Below are 21272 nucleotides of genomic sequence, written 5' to 3' on the forward strand. Positions count from 1 at the left end.
AAAACGGAATCCTCCCCAAGACCGGCACCCTGGGCGAACCGGTCGTCCGAGCCCGTTATCGAAGCGGGGGCTGATTTCGTTTCACCCGTGCTCCGATGACAGAAAACCCGTTGTCGCGAGCGGCGCGGTGCCGGATGCTGAGCGGGCAAACTTCGTTCTGGGAAAGGAAAGTCATGTACACGGCAGTGGACGGCGAGCGGGTTCCGATCCGGATGTGGGCAGACCCCGCGTCGGTCGAAGACCAGGCGATGCGTCAGCTGCGCAACGTCGCCAACCTTCCGTGGGTGCACGGCGTCGCGGTGATGCCCGACGTCCACTACGGCAAGGGCGCGACGGTGGGCAGTGTCATCGCCATGCGCGACGCCGTCTCTCCTGCCGCGGTCGGCGTCGACATCGGCTGCGGGATGAGCGCGGTGCGGACGTCGCTCACCGCGAGCGACCTGCCCGACGACCTCGGCAAGCTGCGCAAGCGGATCGAGTCGGCGGTGCCGGTCGGGTTCGGGCTGCACAAGACGCCGGTCAACACCGCGAAGGTGCACGGCGTCGGCGGCTGGGACACGTTCTGGAAGTCGTTCGGCGATCTGCACGAGGGCGTCCAGGACCTGCACGACCGAGCGGCGCGGCAGATCGGCAGCCTCGGCGGAGGCAACCACTTCATCGAGGTCTGCCTCGAACAGGGCGGAGCCGACGAGGGCCGCGTGTGGCTGATGCTGCATTCGGGCTCGCGCAACATCGGCAAGGAACTCGCTGAGCGGCACATGGCGATCGCGCGGAAGCTGCCGCACAACCGGGATCTGCCGGATCCCGACCTCTCGGTGTTCGTCGCGGACACGCCGGAAATGCGGGCGTACCGGCGCGATCTGTTCTGGGCGCAGGACTACGCGGCGCGGAACCGGGCGACGATGATCGCGTTGGTGAAGCTCGCGGTCGCGGAGGTCATCCCGGGAACCAGTTTCGACGACGCGATTTCGTGCTTCGCCGCCGAAACCTTGGTGATGACAGAGGCGGGCAGCCGCCCGATCTCGGAACTGTCGGGCGGTGTGCACAAGGTGCTTACTGAAGGTGGCAAGTGGGTCAAGGCACCAGTGAAGTCTTTCGGCCCGCAGCCGATCTGGGAGGTGGTGATCGGTCGCTTCGGAGAGGAGCGGACGATTCGCACGACCAGAGAGCACCGTTGGTTGCTGCGGCCAAAGGCGGCGCACAACCGGACTGAAGCGACAACGGCAGGGCTTCGAATCGGAGACCGTCTCGCTTACGTGTTCCCGGCACGCACCCCAGGTCTGCGGCCGTCTCGCGAAGGTGTGGCACGCGGATTCGTCTTCGGCGACGGGTCAATTTCCGGCCGCGGGATGGCACATGCCGACTTTTACGGGAAGAAGGACGAAGCTCTGCTGCCATTCTTCGACCAAGCGGATCGCGCGCGGACGTACTACTACGCGTACAACAAGGCTGAGGCGAAGAAGACGCATGTGGCCGCGGGCGAGGTCGGAACACTTCGGTCTGCGGGAGTCGTGGTTGGGGAAATGAAGCGACTAGGTGGTCTACCTTGTGAGTGGAAGCGCGAATATCCGCGCATCGAGGGTTCGGTGGCGGACCTCTACGGGTGGCTCGCCGGTTACTTCGCGGCCGACGGGGAGGTAGGCAAGACAGGTCGGCCCGCAATGTGGTCTGCGAACAGGCAACACCTCGAGTTCTTCAAGGAGGCGTGTGACTCGCTGGGTATCTGGACGCTTCCGATTCGGCGAAAAGTTCGCACTGGGTTCGGCACGGTCGACACCCCGGTGTTTGTGATGGGTCTGTCGAGAGCTGACCTCACGCCCGAGTTCTTCATCCACGACGAGCACCGGGCCCGTTGGGAAGCCAACCGCGATGCTGTCGAGCGGCGTGGCTGGACCGTCCGCGCAGTGCACGCCACTGATGAGATCGAGGAGGTGTTCTGCGCCGTCGTCGAGGACACTCATTCATTCGCTCTCGATGGGAACATTCTCACCGGCAACTGTCACCACAACTATGTCGCCGAGGAAACCTACGACGGTGTCGACCTGCTCGTCACCCGCAAGGGCGCGATCCGGGCCGGCTCCGGCGATCTCGGGATAATCCCGGGCAGCATGGGAACCGGTTCGTACATCGTGCGCGGACTCGGCAACACCGCGTCGTTCGAGTCCGCGTCCCACGGCGCCGGGCGGCGGATGTCGCGGACGAAGGCCCGCAAGACGTTCACCGCCGCCGACCTCGCCGAGCAGACCGCGGGCGTGGAATGCCGGAAGGACACCGGGGTCGTCGACGAGATCCCGTCCGCGTACAAGGACATCGAGACGGTGATCAAGGCACAGACCGACCTGGTCGAGGTGGTCGCGCACCTCAAGCAGGTCGTGTGCGTGAAGGGATGAGGGATTCCCGCGGGCGAACCGCACTGGTCCGCTCGCGGGAACCGCTACCCTGAAGTGCATGAAGTACTGGGGGGTGGCTGTCGCTGCGGTGGCGGCCGGAACGTTGCTGGCCGGATGCGACCAGGTCGATTCGGCGGTCAATCAGACGAATTCCGCGGTGGACAAGGTCTCCACGTGCACCGAAGCGCTGGGGCTGGCGGACCTGAACCCGTTGGTGGACGGCGAAAAGCTCAAGGCCCGCGCGCAGGACAAGGAACGGCGGCTGCGCGAGCTGGCGGCCAACGTCAAGGAGGAGGACGTCAAGAACGCCCTCCTCGGCATGGCCGACTCGTACGTCCAGGTGCAGAAGGAACACCTCGAGGACGCCGGGGTGATCGCCCGCTGGACCAAGCGGAACCTGGAGAAGCTCGACGGGCTGCGCAAAGCCTGCACCTGACCGGGCCCCGCGGCCTTGGCCCGCCCCGACCCGGCCACCTGCTTCGACCTGCCACGCTCCGATCTGACGGCCCGCGAGCGTGACCCCAATGCCACATTGGGTGCGTGGGATGCACCGAATGCCGCATTGGGTGCGTGGGATGCACCGAATGCCGCATTGGGTGCGTGGGATGCACCGAATGCCGCATTGGGTGCGTGGGATGCACCGAATGCCGCATTGGGTGCGTGGGACGCAACCAATGTGGCATTGGGGCAGCTCAAGTCAGCGGCGAGCCCGAACCGCGGCCGCCAGCGAAGGCGTCCGCACCGAGCTCCGGCGCAGCGACCACACCAACCCCAGCGCCGCCAGCGCCAGCCCGCCGAGCCCGGCCGCCGCGAAACCCCACGCCGGGCTCGAGTGGTCGATCGCGAACCCAACCACCGGGCTCCCTGCGGCCAGCCCGAGCCGCGTCGACGCGTCCTGCAGGCCCATCGCCTCGCCGCGAACGGCGGGCGGCGCGAGTTCGCTGACCGCCTCCGTGGTGGCCGCGAGCGTCGGGGCGCAGACCAGGTTCGTCGGGATCAGCACGAGCATCAGCAGCCACCACGGCTGCGTCGCGAGCCCGACCGGGATCACCAGCAGCGCGAGCAGCAGCATCAGCAGTCCCTGCGGCAGCGACTTCCGCACCGCGCCGTGCACGATGCCGCCGATCATCGACGCCGCGCACATCACCGCGATGACCAGGCCGGTCCAGCCGACGTCGCCGTGCGAGCGCAGCGCGGCCAGCGTCGCGACCTCTGTGCCGACCAGGCAGAACAGTGTTCCGGCGGCGATCAGCAGCGTCGCCAGCAGCCGTCCGGTCAGCCAGGACCGCAGCGGCGGCCGCACGGTGCCGGTCGGGGCGAGTTCGTCCTCGTTCCGGATCGGCGGGTTGAGCAGGAAGATCAGCAGCGCGGTGACGCCGAAGATGGTGCCGATACCACTCAGCGTCAGCGTCGCCGACAGCCCCGAGATCGCCGCGATCCCGGCCGCCGGGCCGATCATGAACGACGCCTCGACCAGGATCGTGTCCAGCGAGTACGCCGCGCGCCGCTGTTCGGCGGGCACGAGCGCGGCCAGGATCTGCCGTGCCAGCGAACCCGCGGGCACCGACAGCACGCCGGCCGGCAGCGCGCACACCACCAGCGCCCCGTAAGAAAGATGCGGTGCCGCGAACCAGAACGCGGTGGACGACAGCCCGCACACCGCGACCACCGGGCGCAGGCCGTACCGGTCGATGGTGCGTCCGATCAACGGCGCGCCGAGCGCCATGCCCAGCGTGACGGCCGCGCCGACGATGCCCGCCGCGCCGTAGCCGCGGCCGAGACCGCTGACGACGTACAGCGTCAGCGTCACGCCGGTCATCGTCATGGGCACGCGTGCGAAGAACATCAGCGCCATCGACGGGCGGAGTCCGGGGACGCTCAGGACGCGGCGGTACTGCTGAAAAGGCACGTACCCCATGAGAGCAAGAGTTGGTACGAGCGTGCAACTTCTTTTCGTCACACCCTCCGCGCTGCCGTCGCGCACCCGGTCGGGTGTCGCGCAGGCGTTCGGCGGGGCCGGAAAATGCGGTGGCGACCTGGGTGATAACTTCATCGGCGACGCGAAAAAGCATTCTCGCCGCCCATTTGCGAATAATTTTTCATATTTCCGCGCCGACCTTGGATTTCTCCGGTCGAAGCGGCAGCGGCTCCCGGAAAAAGGGGAGCGGACCCGAATGCGGGCGGCGGTGCGTGCGTGGGGGACCCACCACGGTCGGACGAGCGAAATCGCGCCTCCCGACGGGGTGATGAAGGTAATCGATCACGAACTACGCCTGTGTGAGTGAGCAGTGCCGCCATTCGGGCAATCCGGCTACTATGAGTCAGATTCAGGTCCGCGGTCCGTGATCGTCGGGGGACGCGCAAGCCGTCCACGTTAATCAATTGCGGGCCGGTTCCCCGTTCTTGGATTCGGCACGTAAGGGTTAGAAAAACTCCCTATCCGGTGATCGGCTGGTGTTGGGCCGACACGGCGGGTATCGATTTACCCGGCAGGTCCAAAGGCCAGGGAGGTAAAGAATGAAAGGCAAGATCGGGCGGATCATCGCCGTGGTCGCCGCGGGCAGTCTGCTGGCCGTCGGCACTTCGGGGATGGCCTCCGCGAGCCCGGCGGGCGGCAAGGGCTCCTCGGCCACTCAGGCCGTCGCCGCGCAGGTACTGCAGATGCGCGACGACCTGACCAAGGTGGCGTACGCGGGCGACGTCGCGAAGACGAGGGCGGACCTGGGCAAGCTCAGCCCGGTGCTCGCCGACATCGCGGCGGGCAAGCGCTACCAGGTCCAATCCGAAACCCAGCAGCTCTCGTCGGCGGCGAAGGTCCGCGCGGACGAGTCCAACCGGCTCCTCGCCGACCCGACGGCCACGCCGCGGCAGATCCCGCCGTTGCCGATCCCGCCGCTGCCGGACCTTCCCGGACCGCTGAAGGCGGTGAGCGACCTGGTCAAGGGCCTGCTCGCCGCGGTCACCAGCCTGCTGGGCGGTCTGCTCGGCGGGGTGCCGGTGCCGCCGCTGCCGGTACCGACGCCGCCGCTGCCCGCACCGCCGGTGCCAGTACCGGGCACCTGAGCAGCCTGAACAGGAGGGGAAAGGCCCGGAGCCTGGTGCGGTTCGCCGCGCCAGGCTCCGTTCCATGTCCGGGCTCGTCAGTGGCGATGCCGGTGCTAACCGGCATCGCCACTCACGAGCGCTTCGCGAGTCCCACCCGCAGCGCACCGGCCATCTCGGCGATCGCCTCCCGGAACCGCGTCCCGACTCCGGCGAAGTTGAGAAATCCGTGGATCAGGTCAGCCTGCCGGCTGAGCGCCACCGGAACCCCTGCGGCGCGCAGTTTTTCCGCGTAGGCCTCGCCTTCGTCGCGCAGCGGGTCGAAGCCCGCGGTCACGATGTAGGCGGGCGGGAGTCCACTGTGGTCAGACGCGAGCAGCGGCGACATTCGCGGGTCGGCCTTGTCGACGCCCTCGGGCGTGTAATGCCCTTCGAACCACACCATCGCCTCGTCGGTGAGGAAGAGGTCTTCGCCGAACAGTTCGCGAGAGCGGCGTCGCGTGGTGAAGTCGACGGCCGGGTAGATCAACAGCTGGAACGCGGGCGCCGGGCCGCCGCGCCGGGTCGCCTCGAGCGCGACGACGGCGGACAGATTGCCGCCCGCGCTGTCGCCGCCCACAGCGATCCGATCTGGGTCCGCGCCGAGGTCGGCCGCCTTGGCGTGCGCGTAGTCGAACGCGGCGAGCGCGTCCTCGACCGGTCCGGGGAACGGGCTCTCGGGCGCGAGCCGGTATTCCACCGACAGCACTCGAACCCCGGCGTGCTTCGCGAGGTAGCGCGCGGCGTTGTCGTGGGTGGCCCGGCTGCCGATGACCCAGCCGCCGCCGTGGAAGAACACCAGCAGCGGCGACGGTTCGGGCAGTCCGGCCGGGGTGTAGAGGGTGGCGTCCAGCGACGCGTCGCCGGACGGGATGGCGACGTCGCGGGTCGCGACGGGATTGACCCGCTTGCCGTTCACCAGGTGCTGGCTCGCTTCCAGCAGTGCGCGCGACCGCTCGACCGACCCGTTGACCAGCGAAGCACCGGAAAGCTTCTGCAGCCGCAGCAGCAACTGGGCGTCGAGGGCGAGTTCCTGGCCGTCCAGCCGCAGCGGCGCTCCGGCGATCAGCCTGCGCACCGGACGGGGCAGCCAGAACAACAACTGCGCGGCGGCAGTCTGCGCGCGGATCTGCAGCGGAATGGCCATCGTTCCTCCTCGAACGCCGGATGAACCGAGGTTACTTGCCAGTAGGTACGTTGGTCCAGTCGGTGTGTGACCCAAGCCTCCGTCTCAGATCCTGGTCCTCTACTTAGGTGGAGGGGTTAGCCTCGAAACGAGCCAGCGTGGCGCAGCCACTCCGTTGAGGGTGGTGGTGGGGAGGAAGGTCGGAAGTGACTTCAGCGAATACGGTCCGGGTCCTCGGCATTGGCGGCTCCCTGCGGGAGGGCTCGCAATCCGAGCGCGCGTTGCGCATCGCGCTCGCCGCCGCCGAGGAACGCGGCGTCGTGACCGAGCTGATCCCGGGGCCCGAGCTGGTCCTGCCGTTCTACGACACCGCCACGCTGGAGCGGGACGAACGCGCGAGGAAGCTCATCGAGGGCATCCGCCGGGCCGACGGGCTCATCGTCGTCTCGCCCGGCTATCACGGCGGGCTGTCCGGGCTGGTCAAAAACGCCCTGGACTACGTCGAAGACCTCCGTGAAGACGCTCGCCCCTACCTCGACGGCCGCGCGGTGGGTCTCGCCGCCGTCGCGTACGGCTGGCAGGCCGCGGTCACCACGCTCGAACAGCTCCGCACGATCACGCACGCGCTGCGCGGCTGGTCCACTCCGTTGGGTGGTTCGATCAACTCCGCCGAGACGAAGTTCGACGAGGGCGGCGGGGCTTCCGACGAGAAGAGCGTCCGCACGTTGCGGCTCATCGGAGAGCAGGTCGCGGAGCACGCGCTGCTTCGCGCACGCTGACGTTTCGCCTCCTGCGATCCCGGTTATTCCTGGGGTGATGACTGCCATGCCGGGGCACTGTTCCGCGGATGCGGAGTGTTGGACTCATTGAGACGCTGACTCCGGAGGCGTCCCCGATGAGGAGGTAACACGCATGGCCGAGCCGATCTACACCGCCGTCGCGACCGCGCGAGGAGAAGGCCGCAACGGCGACGTGACGTCCTCGGACGGCGTGATTGACGAGTCGCTGGCGATCCCCAAGGAGATGGGCGGTCCCGGCGGCGACAAAACCAACCCGGAGCAGCTGTTCGCCGCGGGGTACTCCGCGTGTTTCCTGAGCGCGCTGCAGGCCGTGGCCCGGCAGGCGAAGGTCGCGCTGCCGGCGGCGACGGTGACCGGTTCGGTCAGCGTGTTCAAGAAGGACGTCGGGTTCCAGCTCGGCGTGCGGCTCGACGTCTCGCTGCCCGGCCTGGCCAAGGCCGACGCCGACCAGCTGGTCGAGCAGGCACACCAGGTCTGCCCGTACTCCAACGCGACCCGCGGCAACATCGAGGTGGAGTTGACCACCACCGTCTGAACCAAGACCGAGGAGGGACACCCGAGATGACCACTTCCCCCATCAAGAGCCCGCTTTCCGACGCGGACAAGGAGATCACCGGCAACGCGCTGCAGGCGACGCTGACCGATCTGATCGACCTCTCGCTCATCGCGAAGCAGGCGCACTGGAACGTGGTGGGCCAGAACTTCCGCAGCGCGCACCTGCAGCTCGACGAGCTGGTGTCGACCGCGCGGCAGTACGTTGACGAGGTGGCCGAGCGCGCCGCCGCGATCGGGGTTTCGCCCAACGGCAAGGCGAAAACCGTCGTGGCGACGTCCGGGGCTCCGGAGTACCCGGACAACTGGCAGTCCGTCGACTCGACCATCTCCGCGATTGTCGACACGCTCGCGACGCTGATCGAACGGCTCCGCAAGCGCATCGACGAGACCGACAAGAGCGACCTCGTGACGCAGGATCTGCTCATCGAGATCACCCGCGCGCTGGAAGAGGCGCACTGGATGTGGCAGGCGCAGCAAGCCTGACCCGCTCCGCCGGAGAAAAGCCGTCCGCCTCGTCGCGGACGGCTTTTCCCGCATCCGGTGGTCGTTGCCGGCGCCCCGCAGTAGGTTCGCTGGCATGGTGCTGCATCAGGGGAAACAAGATCGGGCAGACCGGAAGACGGGCACGAATCCGTTGTACGCCGGGAGCAATCCGGCGCTCGCCGCGGACTTCACGATGCCGCGCGACCGGCTGCGGGACGATTCGCTGCCGCCGGACACCGCGCTGCAGCTGGTGCGCGACGAGCTGATGCTCGACGGCAACGCGCGGCTCAACCTCGCCACGTTCGTTACGACGTGGATGGAGCCGCAGGCGCGCGAGCTGATGGCCGAATGCGTCGACAAGAACATGATCGACAAGGACGAGTACCCGCAGACCGCCGAACTCGAGCGGCGCTGCGTCAACATCCTCGCCGATCTGTGGCACGCGCCCGATCCCACCGACATCATGGGCTGTTCGACCACCGGGTCGTCCGAGGCCTGCATGCTCGCCGGGATGGCGCTGAAGCGGCGCTGGTCGAAGCTGGGCCGGACCGGGAAGCCGAACCTGGTGATGGGCGTCAACGTCCAGGTGTGCTGGGAAAAGTTCTGTGAATACTGGGAAGTCGAGCCGCGCCTGGTGCCGATGGAGGGCGACCGGTACCACCTGTCCGCCGAAGAAGCGGTGAAACTCTGCGACGAGAACACCATCGGCATCGTCGCGATCCTCGGCTCGACTTTCGACGGCAGCTACGAGCCGGTCGCCGAGGTCGCGGCCGCACTCGACGCGCTGCAGGAACGGACCGGCTGGGACATCCCGGTGCACGTCGACGGCGCGTCCGGCGCGATGATCGCCCCGTTCCTGGACGAAGACCTGGAGTGGGATTTCCGGCTGCCGCGCGTCGCGTCGATCAACACCTCCGGGCACAAATACGGCCTCGTTTACCCCGGCGTCGGCTGGGTGGTGTGGCGCGACAAGGCCGCGCTGCCCGAGGAATTGGTGTTCAACGTCAACTACCTGGGCGGCGACATGCCGACCTTCGCGCTCAACTTCTCCCGCCCTGGCTCGGAAGTCGCCGCGCAGTACTACACCTTCGTCCGGCTGGGCCGCGAAGGTTTCCGTGCGGTACAACAAGCTTCGCGCGACGTGGCGATGTATCTGGCCGACGAGATCTCCAAGCTGGAACCCTTCGAACTCCTCACCCGAGGCGACCAACTGCCGGTGTTCGCCTTCACCACTCGCTCGGACATCACCGCGTTCGACGTCTTCGACGTTTCCCGCCGCCTCCGCGAACGCGGCTGGCTCGTGCCCGCGTACACGTTCCCGGACAACCGCACCGATCTGGCGGTGCTGCGCGTCGTCGTCCGCAACGGCTTCACCCACGACCTGGCCGACCTGCTGCTCGCCGACCTGAAGCGCGTGCTGCCGGAACTGAACAGCCAGCCGTCGCCGCAGCACGACCCAGCCACGTCGACGGGATTCCACCACTAGCGACTACCAGCGAGTAACCTGGCTGGCATGGGCCTTGCCAAGGATGAACGCCAAGCGCTGAGCGACCTCTTCGAGCAGCTCGGCCCGGACGCCCCGACGCTGTGCGAGGGCTGGCAGACGCGGGACCTGGCCGCGCATCTGGTCGTGCGAGAGCATCGGCCGGACGCGATGCCCGGAATCGTCGTGCCCGCGCTCGCCGGCCACACGCAGAAGGTGCAGGACGGCGTCGCGGCGCGCCCGTGGGACGACCTGGTCGGCCAGGTGCGCCGAGGCCCGTCCCGCTTCTGGCCGACGTCCATCGGTCCGGTGGACGAGGCGACGAACAGTGCGGAATTCCTGGTGCACCACGAGGATGTCCGCCGGGCACAACCGGATTGGGCCCCGCGCCCGGCCGATCCCTCGCGGGACAGCGCGGCCTGGCGGCTGGCGACGCGGACGGCGAAGCTGAACCTGCGCAAGTCGCCGGTCGGGGTGGTGCTGCGGACTCCGGATGGTCAGTCGGCGTCGGTGAAGTCGGGGACTCCGGTGGTGACCGTGGTGGGCGAGCCGGTGGAACTCCTGCTGTTCGTCTTCGGACGGGACGCGGTGCAGGTGTCTTACGAGGGTGACGATGCTGCGGTAGCGCAGTTGAAGGGCGCTAAGCGCGGGCTGTGAGACGGGCTGGTTGCGGCTGATTACTGGCCAAGTCGTTCGCTGATGTCGCGCCATTGAGGAGACTGTGCTCTGTCCTGAGAAGTTGCAAGGAGCACACGCCCGAACAAGCCGATGCGAACGGAGTCGTCATGATCTTGCAGGCTGCTTGCAGCCTCTCGAAGGCCAGGAGTGGGTTCGTTGCGAAGCACGCCAACAAACATCTGATTAGTCGATGGGGCGATCAGATTGGCAGGCACCCAGTCTCCGCGGACTTCTATGTCATCAAGGCGTTGGCGGTCGGAATTTGGCGCAGTTTCGTAGAGTGAGTCAGCTCCGGGACGATCATCGGAATCGTAACTAGTAACGTCGACGCCGCTGTCCAGGCTGTCGGAGCCCGGTGCCGGTGATGCTGCTACTCGGCCTCCTTCCTCGGGAGAAGGCGGTTTTGGTCCCCGGTTCGGACCGCCCGGTGGTGGCGGCTTTGGTTCCTGGTCCGGTCGGGGCGACGGTGTATTCGTATCCAAAATGAACAGGTCAACTGCGATGTGCGGACCCCTGGTGAACGTCCAAGCCATCGTTACCTGGTGGTTCTTGTTGCGGCTTGACCAGTTGAATAGTTGGTTGAGCCGCTTCCGCTGATCATCATGCGTTCTGCCTCGTCCCGGTTGTACTTTCGCCCTTCCTCGAGCTTCGCCTGCGATGTCATCGCGTGGTGGGTGCTTGAACGCGAATAAAAGATCTGGACGTACTCCCTTGCGGGAAAAGTGTTGGGTCAACTTCGTCGCTGGGAGCACGTCGAAGTGGGCAAGGTCTTGGTATCCGCCGTTCCAGCCGCAGCGAGCGTGCATCGCCGCGGTAAGCATCCCGACGCCCATCGTCTCGGTGAAGAAACTCCCGATCTGCCGGGCGGACGCTTGAAGATCCGAGGTGCGGGCGACGAGCATCCCGTTTGTCGAGTCGAGGTAGCTGAGTACCAGGCGCAACTCGTGCTGCAGCACGTGGTAAGCCATACTGGGGCGCAGTTGGGCGGCGAGCGTGTTGACTCGCAGCAGTTGTGGCAGTTGTACCGGCATCCGGCACGCATTGGTCTGGACGGCGTTGTCGAGCACGAGAGAACCGTCGGTGCTGTACTTGCTGGTGCACCGGAATTCGCGAAGCATGACCTTGGGCACCTGCGGACCCTATCGGCTCAGCTGGGCAGCCGTAGCGGTTTCCGAAAGACCGGGCCGTCCAGGAACCCCTGGACGGCCCGCTCCATCAGCGCATTCCCAACGCCCGCAAGGCGAAGTACACCTCAATCGACGTCTGCTTGATCGTCTCGGCGATCACCAGCGACCCGTGTCCGGCGTCGTAGCGGTAGAACTCGTGAGGCGCGTCGCGCTTGGCGAGGCGGTCCAGGTAGTTCTCGATCTGCCGAATCGGGCAGCGCGGGTCGTTGTCCCCGGCCAAGATCAGCACCGGGGCGGCGACCGCGTCCACATACGTCAGCGGCGAGCATTCGCGGTACACCGCAGGCACGTCGTCCGGGGTGCCGCCGAACAGGGCGCGGTCGAACGAGCGCAGCTGTTCCATCTCGTCCTCGTAAGCGGCCACGTAGTCGGCCACCGGCACGCCCGCGACTCCGGCTGCCCACCGCGTCGGCTGGGTGCCCATTGCCAGCAGGGTCAAGTATCCGCCCCACGAAGCGCCGTTCACGACGCACTTGTCCTTATCGGACAGTCCACTTTCGACAGCCCAGTCGTGCACCGCCGCGACGTCTTCCAGTTCCGTCAGGCCCGGGCGGCCTTCGATGGCGTCGCGCCACGCCGAGCCGTAACCGGTGGAGCCGCGGTAGTTGACCTCGACCACGGCGAATCCGGCGTCCAGCCAGGTCGCGCGGTAGGCGGAGAAGCGATCCTCGTCGGCCGCGTGCGGGCCGCCGTGCAGGGAGAACACCGTCGGCAGCGGGCCGTCGGGAGCATCCGCCGGACGGGACACCAGTGCGTGGATCCGGCCGCCGACGCCCTCGACGAACGCGTCGGTGACCGGCGACGAACCCGGTGCGCGGTCGCCGGGAGGCGTCAGCAGGACGGAGTCGGTGCCGTCGGCCGCGCGGGCACGGACCGCGGCGGGCTCCGCGGCGCTGGACCACGAGTACTCGATCGTTCCGTCCGGGCGCACGCCCGCGCCGCCGATCCGTCCGGCCGGAGTGTCCACAGCGGACAGTTCACCGCTGTCGAGGTCGTAGCGGTACAACGAACTGCGCGCCTCGTGGAAGTGCACGACCAGCAACGCGCGCGCGTCCGGATACCAATCCGCGACGACCTCGCCGGGCAAATCGATCAGCAGCTCGGTTTCGGTATCCGCCTGCACATCCCACACCAGCAGTTCTTCACGGCCGCGGCGTTCGTGCAGGACCAGCACCCGCTGGTCGCCCGGAAGCGGCGAGAACTCCAGCGCCTGCAAGCCTTTTCCTTCGCCGTCCCACTTCTCCGCGACGGTGGTGAATCCGTCGGTGGACAGCACCCGCAACGCCGGATGCCGCGAATCCCCGTGCTCGGAATGGGAAATCGCGAGCAGGCTTTCGTCGCGCGACATCGACGCGATCCCGGCGTCATCCGAGTGCTGGTAGAACCGCTCGGTCACGCCGTCGATTTTCGCGAACAATTCGCTGCCGTCGTCGGTCGAAACGCCGGCCGCGATCACTCGCCGGCCGATCTCCAGACCGGCCGGATATCCGTCGTGAATATCGGGCAATGCTTTGACGGCCGCGGAACTGTCGCCGTCGAACGGCTGGCTGCGCCACGATCCGAACTCGTCGCCGTCGGTGTCGTCGAACCACCAGATGGCCGTGCCGTCGGGCGCGGGCGTCGCGTGCAGGGTGCCGTTGGGTCGATTGGTGACGCGCCGGTGACTGTCGGTGGCCCGGTCCCACGCGTAAACCTCCCATACGCCACTGGCGTTGGAGACGTACACGTTGGCATCGGGTGCGTCGCGGGCCCATTCGGGCACCGAGATGCGCGGCGCGTGGAACCGCGCCAGCCAGCGCTTTTCGGCTTCGGCGTCGTCGAACAGGCGGTCCGGGACCACCGCGGGCGGATTTTGGTTGCCTGACTGCGTGCTCACCCCTCGATCCTGCCACCTTCCACCCGTACTCTGTGCGGGGTGCTGGAGGGTTACGCGCCGGGCTATGCCCAAGACGCGCTGTCGATGATGAACACGCGCACAGCGAGTGACCGCGCCGCGTTCGCCCGGCCGCTCTGCACGCCAGGCTCAAGAGTCCTGGACCTGGGCTGCGGCCAAGGCTCGATCCTCAGTTCCGTGGCCCCGGACGTGCGGGTGATCTGCGTCGACGTCCGTCCCTCGGCACCCGCTTCGCCGTCCACAACGGACTACGTGGCCGGAGCGGTCTACGCACTTCCCTTTGCCGCTTCATCGATCGACGTGGTGTTCGCTCATTCGCTCTTCGAGCATCTGTCCGACCCGCACGCGGCTCTGGCCGAGATCCGCCGAATCCTGCGCCCTGGCGGGAGGCTGGCGTTGGCCGCGCCGGACTGGAGCCGGGCGAAAATCCGGCCCAGAACGGCAAACGTGGACGCCGCACTGCGCGGCTATTACCTCGTACGCCGCCGCGCGGGCGGCGACCCCTTCGCGGGTCGCGCTATCGCCGCCCACGTCGCCAACGCCGGATTCACCGACATCGTCGAGCGCGCTCGCTTCCGTGAAGAGCTGTCTTACCGATCCCTGGCCGCCTACATGGAATCCCGGCTGGCCGTCGCCCTGTCGGAATCCGGCGCGAACGATCGTGACCAGGTGACCTCCGCGGCTCGTTCCGCCTGGTCCTGGGCAAGAACCGCCGCCGTCGGCGACTTCCAGCAGTGCTGGCAAGAGCTGACCGCTACCTGCTAGCGCGCGGGCGGGATTACCGGGAATGGCCGGAAAAAACACCCGCTGCCGCGAGGATGGCGGGTATCGCGCCGAGCGCGACGCAGACCATCCCGGCGGGCCAGAGCGTCCGGCTGTACGACCGCCGCGGCTTAACGCGAGAACGAAGAGAAGCCCGCAAACAACGGCGATTCCCAGCGCGATCAAGACCAGTCCGAGAACCAGGATTACCGTTCTCGCCGTCCGGATGTCCCGGCCGCAGGAAATCACGGCGGCAGAATAGCCGCCGCGGTCCCGGAAAGGTAATTGCTTTCCGATTTCGTGGCGAGTGCAGAACCGCCTGGATCAACATCGCGGCTGCCTGTCCCCTGCACATCGCGAACTCGATCGGCGTTCCAGGAAATTCTGCGGCAGATGGGCACGCCTGCCGCAGTGCCTCTTCGGCCGATCTGTGGCGGGAGGGCGAACCGGATCCCGATGTAGCGATCGGCACGGGGAGCAGTCGAACCGGGGAAACGTGAAGGCCGGGTAGTCGCGATCTCGTGACTACCCGGCCTTCATACGTCGGGGTGGCGGGATTTGAACCCACGACCTCCTCGACCCGAACGAGGCACGCTACCAAGCTGCGCCACACCCCGAGGTACTGCTTAGCGGGTCGGGAGTAAGTCTAGCGGACGGGTTTCGCGGCTTTACGCGGGGCCGGTTTGCGGGGGTCGGAAGCTCCGGACCCACGCGGGACCAGCGTCAACAGGCTCGCTTCCGGCGGGCAGGCGAAGCGGGCGGGGGCGTAGGGGGAGGTGCCGAGTCCGGCGGAGACGTGGAGCCACATGCGGGCTCCCCAGCGGGAGGCACCCCGGGCGCGGCTGCGGTCGAGTTCGCAGTTGGTGATGATCGCGCCGTAGCCGGGGATGCGGAGTTGTCCGCCGTGGGTGTGGCCGGCGAGGACGAGGTCGTAGCCGTCGGTGGCGAACGTGTCGAGGACGCGCGGTTCCGGGCTGTGGGTGACGCCGAGGCGGACGGCGGCGGTGGTGTCGGCGGGTCCGGCGATGTCGGAGTAGCGGTCGCGGTGGAGGTGCGGGTCGTCGACTCCGGCGGCGAAGACGGCACGGCCGCCGACGTCGACTGTGCGGCGGACGTGCGTGAGGTCGACCCAGCCATGTTCGACGAAGGCGGCGCGGAGGTCGCGCCAGGGCAGCTGGGTGCCGTGGATGCGCTTCTTTTTGCCGCGCGGCATGAGGTAGCGCGCGGGGTTTTTGGGCTTGGGCGCGTAGTAGTCGTTGCTGCCGAAGACGAACACCCCGGGCCGGTCCAGCAGCGGGCCGAGCGCGCGGAGCACGGACGGGACCGCGGTGCGGTGGGAGAGGTTGTCGCCGGTGTTGACGACGAGGTCGGGTTCGAGCTCGCCGAGGGCGGCGACCCAGCGCTGCTTGGCTTGCTGACCGGGAAGCATGTGCAGGTCGGAGACGTGCAGGATGGTGAACGGCGGCGTGCCGGGCGCGAGTACGGGCAGTTCCGCGGTCCGCAGGGTGAAGCGGCGGCGTTCGATGCCGACGGCGTAACCGAGGGTGGCGGCCCCGAGGGCGATGGTCCCTGCGGCCAACCGCTTCGCGGTGCCCCCGGGCGGACTGGCGTTACCGAGCGTGCTCACAAGGTCGAGGATACGTGTTCGATCAGGTCGTCCGCTGTGGCCGGTGCCGGTTGGCGTAGGGCGAGAGTCTCAGCGGCGTTCTCTCGACATCGGACGCTGGGCGTCGTGGGATCGAAGTGGATTGGACCAGCCCGGCAGGGATGCGGAGTCGGGCGGTGGCGATCGCGGTTCTCTTTGCTGGCGGCGCTCAACGGATGACGCTGAGCCCGGACAAGCGAAACGGGGCGGGAGATCGCGTCTCCCGCCCCGTTTTCACCGGATTCAGTTGGTGTACGCCGGATCCTCCGGCGGCAACGGAACGACCGGCTGGTCCTTCATGATGTTCGTCATCGCGCCGAACCACGTCTGCGCGGGCGTCTTGCCGCCGAACATGTTGCCGGTGCCGCAGGTGGACACGTCGCCAGGTCCGCCGTAACAAAGACCGCCGCTGCCGCCTTCCGGACGGAACACCATGGCCGCACCGGCCATCTGCGGGGTCCCGGCCACGAAGGTCGCCGAGCCGTTGTTCTGGGTCGTGCCCGTCTTGCCGACCAGCGGACGGTTCCAGCCCACTGCTTGAGCGGCCTTGGCGGACGTGCCGCCGGGCTCCTGGTCGTCCCTGCTCATGCCGACCGCCATGGTGTTCGCGAGGCCTTCCGGCACGACCTGCTCGCAGGCCGCTTCCTTGATCGGCACCGGTTTGCCGTCGCGGTCGGTCACCGACGCCAGCGGGGTCGGCGGGCACCATTTGCCGCCGCTCAGGATGGTCGCCGCGACGTTCGCCATTTCCAGGCCGCTCGTCGGGCTGAAGCCCAGCGTGAACGCACCCGTGCCCGGGTAATTGCCCTTGGGGCCGTAGGCCTGCGCCTGGGACTGGTTCTTGCCCGCGTCGGTCGACTTCGGGTCGACCTTTCCGCCGCCGGGGTTGCTCGCCATCGTCTCGCGCATGCCCAGCTTCGTCGCCATGTCGATGGCGGGCCCGGTGCTGCCGAGCTTGTCCTCCAACGCCACGAACGCGGTGTTCGGCGAGGTCGCCAGTGCCTGCTGCAACGAACCCGACTCGGGGTAGCCATTACCGGCGTTGCCCACGCAGTACCAGCGGGTGTTCGGCGCGCCGGTCGCCGGACAGTGCGGCTGGCTGCCGGTGAAGACGTGCGAGACGTAGCTGCTGCCGATCGGGATGTTGCTGTAGATCCCGGCGATGTGCTGGTTCAGCACCGCCGCGGTGGTGAAGATCTTGTAGCTCGACCCCGCGCCGCCGGTGTTGAACACGCCGGACGGGAGCGCATACGTCGTCTGCCCTTGATCCGCGTCGATGCCGTAGTCCCGGTTCGCCGCGAGCGCCACCACTTCGTGCCGGTCCTTGCCCGGCCGGATCAGCGAAAGCGTGTTCGCGACGTTCTTCTGGGTTTTGCTCACCTGTTGCTCGGCCGAGACCTTCGCCTCGTGGTTGGCCTTCTCGTCCAGCGTGGTCTTGATCGTGTACCCGCCGGTGTACAGCTGGTCCTCCGACATCCCGGCCTTGAGCAGGTAGTCCTGGACGTACTGGCAGAAGAAGCCGTTCTCGGTCCCGGCCCCGGTGCAGTTCGACGCGGGCTTCTGCGGGGTGTCCGGCACCACGCCGAGCGGTTCCGTCTTGAACTTGTCCGCGTCCGCCTTCGCCAGCTTCTGGTTGCTGACCATCCGGTCGAGGACCAGGTTGCGCCGTTTGGTCGCCTTGTCCGGGTGGTTCCACGGGTCGAAGACGATCGGGTTGTTCACGATGCCCGCGAGCAGCGCGGCCTGCGGCACGGTCAGGTTCTCCGGCGTGGTGTTGAAGTAGGCGTGCGCGGCCGCTCCGACCCCGTAGATCTGCCGGGAGAACTCGACGATGTTGAGGTAGCCGGCGAGGATCTGGTCCTTCGAGAGCTTCGTCTCGAGGTTGATCGCGATCCGGGCTTCCTTGAGCTTGCGCGAGAGCGACTGCTCCTGCGCCTTGGCCTGGCCGTTCTTGTCGCCCCGGTAGACGACGTTGATCAGGTAGTTCTTCACGTACTGCTGCGTGATCGTCGAGGCGCCCTGCGTGTCCCCGCCCGCGGTGTTGGAGACGGCGGCGCGCAGCGTCCGGCCCCAGTTCACCCCGTGGTGCTCGTAGAACGCCTTGTCCTCGGCTGAGAGCAGCGCCCACTTCAGCGCCGGGTTGATCTGGTCCGGCCGGACCGGGATCCGGTACTGCTTGTACAGCGTCGCGATCGGCTTGCCGCCGGAGTCGGTGATGGTCGTCACCAGCGGCGGCGGGATGTCGGCGAGGTCGGAAGACGTCTTGTCGACCGTCTCGCTCGCCTGGTTGGACACGACCCCCGCGGCGCCAACCACCGGGAACATGATCCCGGCGACCAGCACCCCTGCCAGCAGGCACAGGCCGATGAGCTTGAAAAGACCATCCGTTTTGCGCACGAAAGCCAGGGTACTGAAGGTCCGTGTCGCCTCCGTGACCTCACACCCGCGCGCCCCCGCGAGCGATCAATAACGGGACCCCGTGTCGTGACCTCAGGTAACGGAATGCATGCTAGGTCTCGACGGAGGGAACCGAGGGACCCTACAGTCCGTCAACGTCTCACGTAGATGCCGACAGACGGAGCAGCCCGGGTGGGAGCCTGGCTGGTCCGGACAGCGGCAGCGGCACCGGGGAGGTGCCGTCACCGACGTGCGGCGCAGTGGGAAACGCTCGCGGGGGTGGGAGCGGGAGCTTCGCCTTCGCTGGTGCCATACACCAGATGAGGGAGCTGGGGGTATGCAAACCAATCAGGTTGGCTGGCGGGTCGATGCCTCGTGCCGGGACGCTGATCCCGACGGGTTGTTCGTGCGGGGCGCCGAACAGAACAGGGCGAAAGCCGTGTGCATGGGGTGCCCGGTCCGCACCGAATGCCTCTCCGAGGCACTCGACGGCCGGATCAATTTCGGGGTCTGGGGCGGGATGACGGAACGGGAGCGGCGCGCCCTGCTGCGCCGTCGCCCGGACGTGACCAGCTGGACTGACCTGCTCGAAGCGGCCAAGCGGGACGCGCTGGCCGCCGCGGCGGGCTGAAACCTGCTCGTGAGCGGCTGTGCTGAGGCGCAGCCGCTCACGACGTCAGTTTTGCTCCGATGTCGCGCAGACCCTCGAGGTCGTGCACGTCACCGGCGAGCGCGGGCACCCGGGTCAGCGGCACTTCCGGATGCGCGCGGGTGAAGCGCGCCAGCAGGCGGTTTTCGCGTTCGGCCAGCGCGACGCGGTCCGCGTGCAGCCGCAGCACGGCCTCGGCGAGCGGCGCGTTCTGCACCGACTCCGCCGCGGTCAGCGCTTCGGTCGCGGACAGCGGCGCGAGCACCGGGTGTGTGCGGTTGGCGACCAGACCGGCCAGCGGCATCGACTCTCCGGCCAGCCGCTCCACGAAGTAGGACGCCTCGCGCAGTGCGTCCGGCTCCGGCGCGGCCACCACGAGGAACGACGTGCCCGACGAGCGCAGCAGCTCGGCGGTCTTGCGCGCGCGTTCGCGGAATCCGCCGAACATGCTGTCGAAGGCCTGCATGAACGCCGACGCGTCGGCGAGCAGTTGGCCGCCGATGATCGTCGACACGGCCTTGGCGAACATCGAGAACCCGGCGCTGACCACCTTGCGCAGACCCCAGCCGCCCGCTTTCGCCGGGCCGGTGAGCAGCCGGATCATCCGGCCGTCGAGCGCGGTGGACAGCCGGGTCGGCGCGTCGAGGAAGTCGAGCGCGGACCGGCTCGGCGGCGTGTCGACGATGATCAGATCCCATTCGTCGGTCGCCGCGAGCTGGCCCAGTTTCTCCATCGCCATGTACTCCTGCGTGCCGGAGAACGACGTGGAAATGGTCTGGTAGAAGGGGTTCTGCAGCAGCTGCTCGGCCCGCTCCGGTCCGGCGTGCACGCGCACCATGTCGTCGAACGTGCGACGCATGTCGAGCATCATCGCCCACAGTTCGCCCTTGGGCTCGAAGCCCTCGACCTGCACCTGCTTCGGGTGATTGCCCAGTTCGCGCAGCCCGAGCGCCTGCGCGAGCCTGCGCGCCGGGTCGATCGTCAGCACCACGGTCTGCCTGCCGCGTTCGGCGGCCCGCAGCGCGAGGGCCGCGGCGGTGGTGGTCTTGCCGACTCCGCCGGAACCGCAGCACACGATCACGCGGCTGGCCGGGTCGTCGAGGAGGGCGTCCACGTCGAGCATCGTGTCGGCGGGCATCAGCGCACCCCCTGTTCCTGCAGTGTTTCGGCGAGTTCGTAGAGCGCGGCGACGTCGACGCCGTCGGTGAGATCCGGCAGCTCCAGCGTCGGCAGATCGGCCTCGGCGAGCTGTTCGCGGGCCCGTTGCTCGGCGGCGACGCGGACGGCGTGCTCCACGGTTTCCTCCACGAGCGCGTCGAGCGTCGCCTCCGGCAGGTTCAGCCCGGCCGAGGCGAGGCCGGAGCGGACCCGGTCGGCGTCCACCCGGCCGTCGGCGGCCGCGGTCACCGAGCGCGCGGGCAGCCGCGGCGGGCGGACCCGGTTCACCAGCACCGCGCCCGGCCGCAGGTCGGCACCGTCGAGCTCAGCGACCGCCTCGACGGTCTCGCGCACCGGCATCTCCTCCAGCAGCGTGGTGAGGTGCACGGCGGTCTCGCCGGAATGCAGCAGCCGGACGACGCCGTCGGCCTGGCCGCGGATCGGGCCGGTCTTGGCGAGGTCGGTGAGCGCCTTGGTGACGTCGAGGAACTTCACCACGCGCCCGGTCGGCGGCGCGTCGACGACGACCGCGTCGTAGGTGTGGCGGCCGTCGGATTCCGTGCGCCCGACGCATTCCTTGATCTTCCCGGTGAGCAGGACGTCGCGAAGGCCCGGCGCGAGCGTGGTGGCGAACTCGATCGCCCCCATCCGGCGCAGCGTCCGCCCGGCGAACCCGAGGTTGTAGAACATCTCGAAGTATTCGAGCAGCGCCGCTTCGACGTCGATGTGCAGCGCGCGCAGTTCGCCGCCGCCGGGGACCGACGCGATCCGCTGTTCCGCGTACGGCAGCGGTTCGGTGTCGAAAAGCTGGGCGATGCCCTGGCGGCCCTCGACCTCGATCAAGAGCACCCGGCGCCCGCGCGAGGCGAGTGCGAGACCCAGCGCCGCGGCGAGCGTGGTCTTGCCGGTTCCGCCCTTGCCGGTGACGAAATGCAGCCGGGCCCTGGCGAGCTCGTCGGTCCAGCCGGCGGAGGGTGTGGTCAC

19 protein-coding genes, 1 tRNA gene and 1 pseudogene are annotated in these 21272 nt (G+C 68.0%); 12 read left to right on the forward strand and 9 right to left on the reverse strand.

What is annotated here, in order from left to right; all coding sequences use genetic code 11:
- Positions 1-173: 173 nt before the first annotated feature.
- From ACFORO_RS16220 to ACFORO_RS16230, 3 genes and pseudogenes are all read left to right on the forward strand, one after another.
- Positions 174-974: pseudogene (locus ACFORO_RS16220) on the forward strand (RtcB family protein); the annotation flags it as partial.
- 816 nt (positions 975-1790) lie between these two features.
- On the forward strand, positions 1791-2390 hold the full coding sequence (locus ACFORO_RS16225; RefSeq protein ID WP_377896589.1) for an RtcB family protein: 600 nt from the start codon (positions 1791-1793) through the stop codon (positions 2388-2390).
- A 58-nt stretch (positions 2391-2448) separates the two neighbouring features.
- Positions 2449-2826 (forward strand): hypothetical protein, encoded by a 378-nt coding sequence (locus tag ACFORO_RS16230; RefSeq protein WP_354747498.1) that lies wholly within the window; start codon positions 2449-2451, stop codon positions 2824-2826.
- A gap of 261 nt (positions 2827-3087) precedes the next feature.
- Here ACFORO_RS16230 and ACFORO_RS16235 read toward each other — a convergent pair whose 3' ends face one another.
- Positions 3088-4236, reverse strand: a complete 1149-nt coding sequence (locus tag ACFORO_RS16235) for an MFS transporter (protein WP_377868083.1) — start codon at positions 4234-4236, stop codon at positions 3088-3090.
- A 94-nt stretch (positions 4237-4330) separates the two neighbouring features.
- Between ACFORO_RS16235 and ACFORO_RS16240 the strand changes: the two genes are divergently transcribed.
- Positions 4331-4675: a hypothetical protein gene (locus tag ACFORO_RS16240; protein ID WP_377867922.1), complete on the forward strand. Its 345-nt coding sequence runs from the start codon at positions 4331-4333 to the stop codon at positions 4673-4675.
- A gap of 232 nt (positions 4676-4907) precedes the next feature.
- Positions 4908-5453, forward strand: coding sequence for a hypothetical protein (locus tag ACFORO_RS16245; RefSeq protein WP_354747496.1), 546 nt, complete (start codon positions 4908-4910; stop codon positions 5451-5453).
- 112 nt (positions 5454-5565) lie between these two features.
- Here the strand turns inward: ACFORO_RS16245 and ACFORO_RS16250 are convergent, their stop codons facing one another.
- Positions 5566-6618, reverse strand: a complete 1053-nt coding sequence (locus ACFORO_RS16250) for an alpha/beta hydrolase (RefSeq protein ID WP_377867921.1) — start codon at positions 6616-6618, stop codon at positions 5566-5568.
- A gap of 185 nt (positions 6619-6803) precedes the next feature.
- On the opposite strand from ACFORO_RS16250, the gene ACFORO_RS16255 reads away from it, so the two are divergent.
- The 5 genes from ACFORO_RS16255 to ACFORO_RS16275 all read left to right on the forward strand — a co-directional run bounded on the left by ACFORO_RS16255 (position 6804) and on the right by ACFORO_RS16275 (position 10575).
- On the forward strand, positions 6804-7376 hold the full coding sequence (locus tag ACFORO_RS16255) for an NADPH-dependent FMN reductase (RefSeq protein WP_377867920.1): 573 nt from the start codon (positions 6804-6806) through the stop codon (positions 7374-7376).
- A 133-nt stretch (positions 7377-7509) separates the two neighbouring features.
- Positions 7510-7932: an organic hydroperoxide resistance protein gene (locus ACFORO_RS16260; protein WP_354747490.1), complete on the forward strand. Its 423-nt coding sequence runs from the start codon at positions 7510-7512 to the stop codon at positions 7930-7932.
- 26 nt (positions 7933-7958) lie between these two features.
- Complete coding sequence (locus ACFORO_RS16265; protein ID WP_354747488.1) at positions 7959-8435, forward strand: Dps family protein; 477 nt, start codon at positions 7959-7961, stop codon at positions 8433-8435.
- 94 nt (positions 8436-8529) lie between these two features.
- Entirely contained in the window at positions 8530-9921 is a 1392-nt protein-coding gene (locus ACFORO_RS16270; protein ID WP_377867919.1) for a glutamate decarboxylase, read from the forward strand.
- A gap of 27 nt (positions 9922-9948) precedes the next feature.
- The gene (locus ACFORO_RS16275; RefSeq protein ID WP_377867918.1) at positions 9949-10575 is read left to right on the forward strand and encodes a TIGR03085 family metal-binding protein; all 627 of its coding nucleotides are present in this window, start codon (positions 9949-9951) and stop codon (positions 10573-10575) included.
- A gap of 20 nt (positions 10576-10595) precedes the next feature.
- On the opposite strand, the gene ACFORO_RS16280 is transcribed toward ACFORO_RS16275, so the two are convergent.
- Both ACFORO_RS16280 and ACFORO_RS16285 read right to left on the reverse strand, forming a co-directional pair.
- Entirely contained in the window at positions 10596-11726 is a 1131-nt protein-coding gene (locus tag ACFORO_RS16280; RefSeq protein ID WP_377867917.1) for a hypothetical protein, read from the reverse strand.
- Between the two features lie 85 nt (positions 11727-11811).
- Positions 11812-13659 carry a S9 family peptidase gene (locus ACFORO_RS16285; protein WP_377867916.1) on the reverse strand — a complete coding sequence of 616 codons (1848 nt, stop codon included), beginning with the start codon at positions 13657-13659 and terminating at the stop codon, positions 11812-11814.
- Positions 13660-13698: 39 nt separating this feature from the next.
- Here ACFORO_RS16285 and ACFORO_RS16290 point away from each other — a divergent pair, with 39 nt between their 5' ends.
- Positions 13699-14442 (forward strand): methyltransferase domain-containing protein, encoded by a 744-nt coding sequence (locus tag ACFORO_RS16290; protein ID WP_377867915.1) that lies wholly within the window; start codon positions 13699-13701, stop codon positions 14440-14442.
- Between the two features lie 540 nt (positions 14443-14982).
- Here the strand turns inward: ACFORO_RS16290 and ACFORO_RS16295 are convergent.
- The 3 genes from ACFORO_RS16295 to ACFORO_RS16305 form a co-directional block, all read right to left on the reverse strand.
- Positions 14983-15056 (reverse strand) — tRNA-Pro (locus ACFORO_RS16295).
- Between the two features lie 29 nt (positions 15057-15085).
- Complete coding sequence (locus tag ACFORO_RS16300) at positions 15086-16018, reverse strand: metallophosphoesterase (RefSeq protein WP_446681576.1); 933 nt, start codon at positions 16016-16018, stop codon at positions 15086-15088.
- A 309-nt stretch (positions 16019-16327) separates the two neighbouring features.
- Positions 16328-18481: a transglycosylase domain-containing protein gene (locus ACFORO_RS16305; RefSeq protein ID WP_354747472.1), complete on the reverse strand. Its 2154-nt coding sequence runs from the start codon at positions 18479-18481 to the stop codon at positions 16328-16330.
- Between the two features lie 337 nt (positions 18482-18818).
- On the opposite strand from ACFORO_RS16305, the gene ACFORO_RS16310 reads away from it, so the two are divergent.
- Positions 18819-19112, forward strand: a complete 294-nt coding sequence (locus ACFORO_RS16310; RefSeq protein ID WP_116205781.1) for a WhiB family transcriptional regulator — start codon at positions 18819-18821, stop codon at positions 19110-19112.
- Between the two features lie 37 nt (positions 19113-19149).
- Here the strand turns inward: ACFORO_RS16310 and ACFORO_RS16315 are convergent, their stop codons facing one another.
- Positions 19150-20268 (reverse strand): ArsA family ATPase, encoded by a 1119-nt coding sequence (locus tag ACFORO_RS16315; RefSeq protein ID WP_354747469.1) that lies wholly within the window; start codon positions 20266-20268, stop codon positions 19150-19152.
- On the reverse strand, positions 20268-21272 hold the full coding sequence (locus tag ACFORO_RS16320; protein WP_116205783.1) for an ArsA-related P-loop ATPase: 1005 nt from the start codon (positions 21270-21272) through the stop codon (positions 20268-20270). The genes ACFORO_RS16315 and ACFORO_RS16320 overlap by 1 nt, the downstream gene beginning before the upstream one ends.

The organism is Amycolatopsis halotolerans (assembly GCF_042647905.1).
Lineage (GTDB): Bacteria > Actinomycetota > Actinomycetes > Mycobacteriales > Pseudonocardiaceae > Amycolatopsis > Amycolatopsis halotolerans.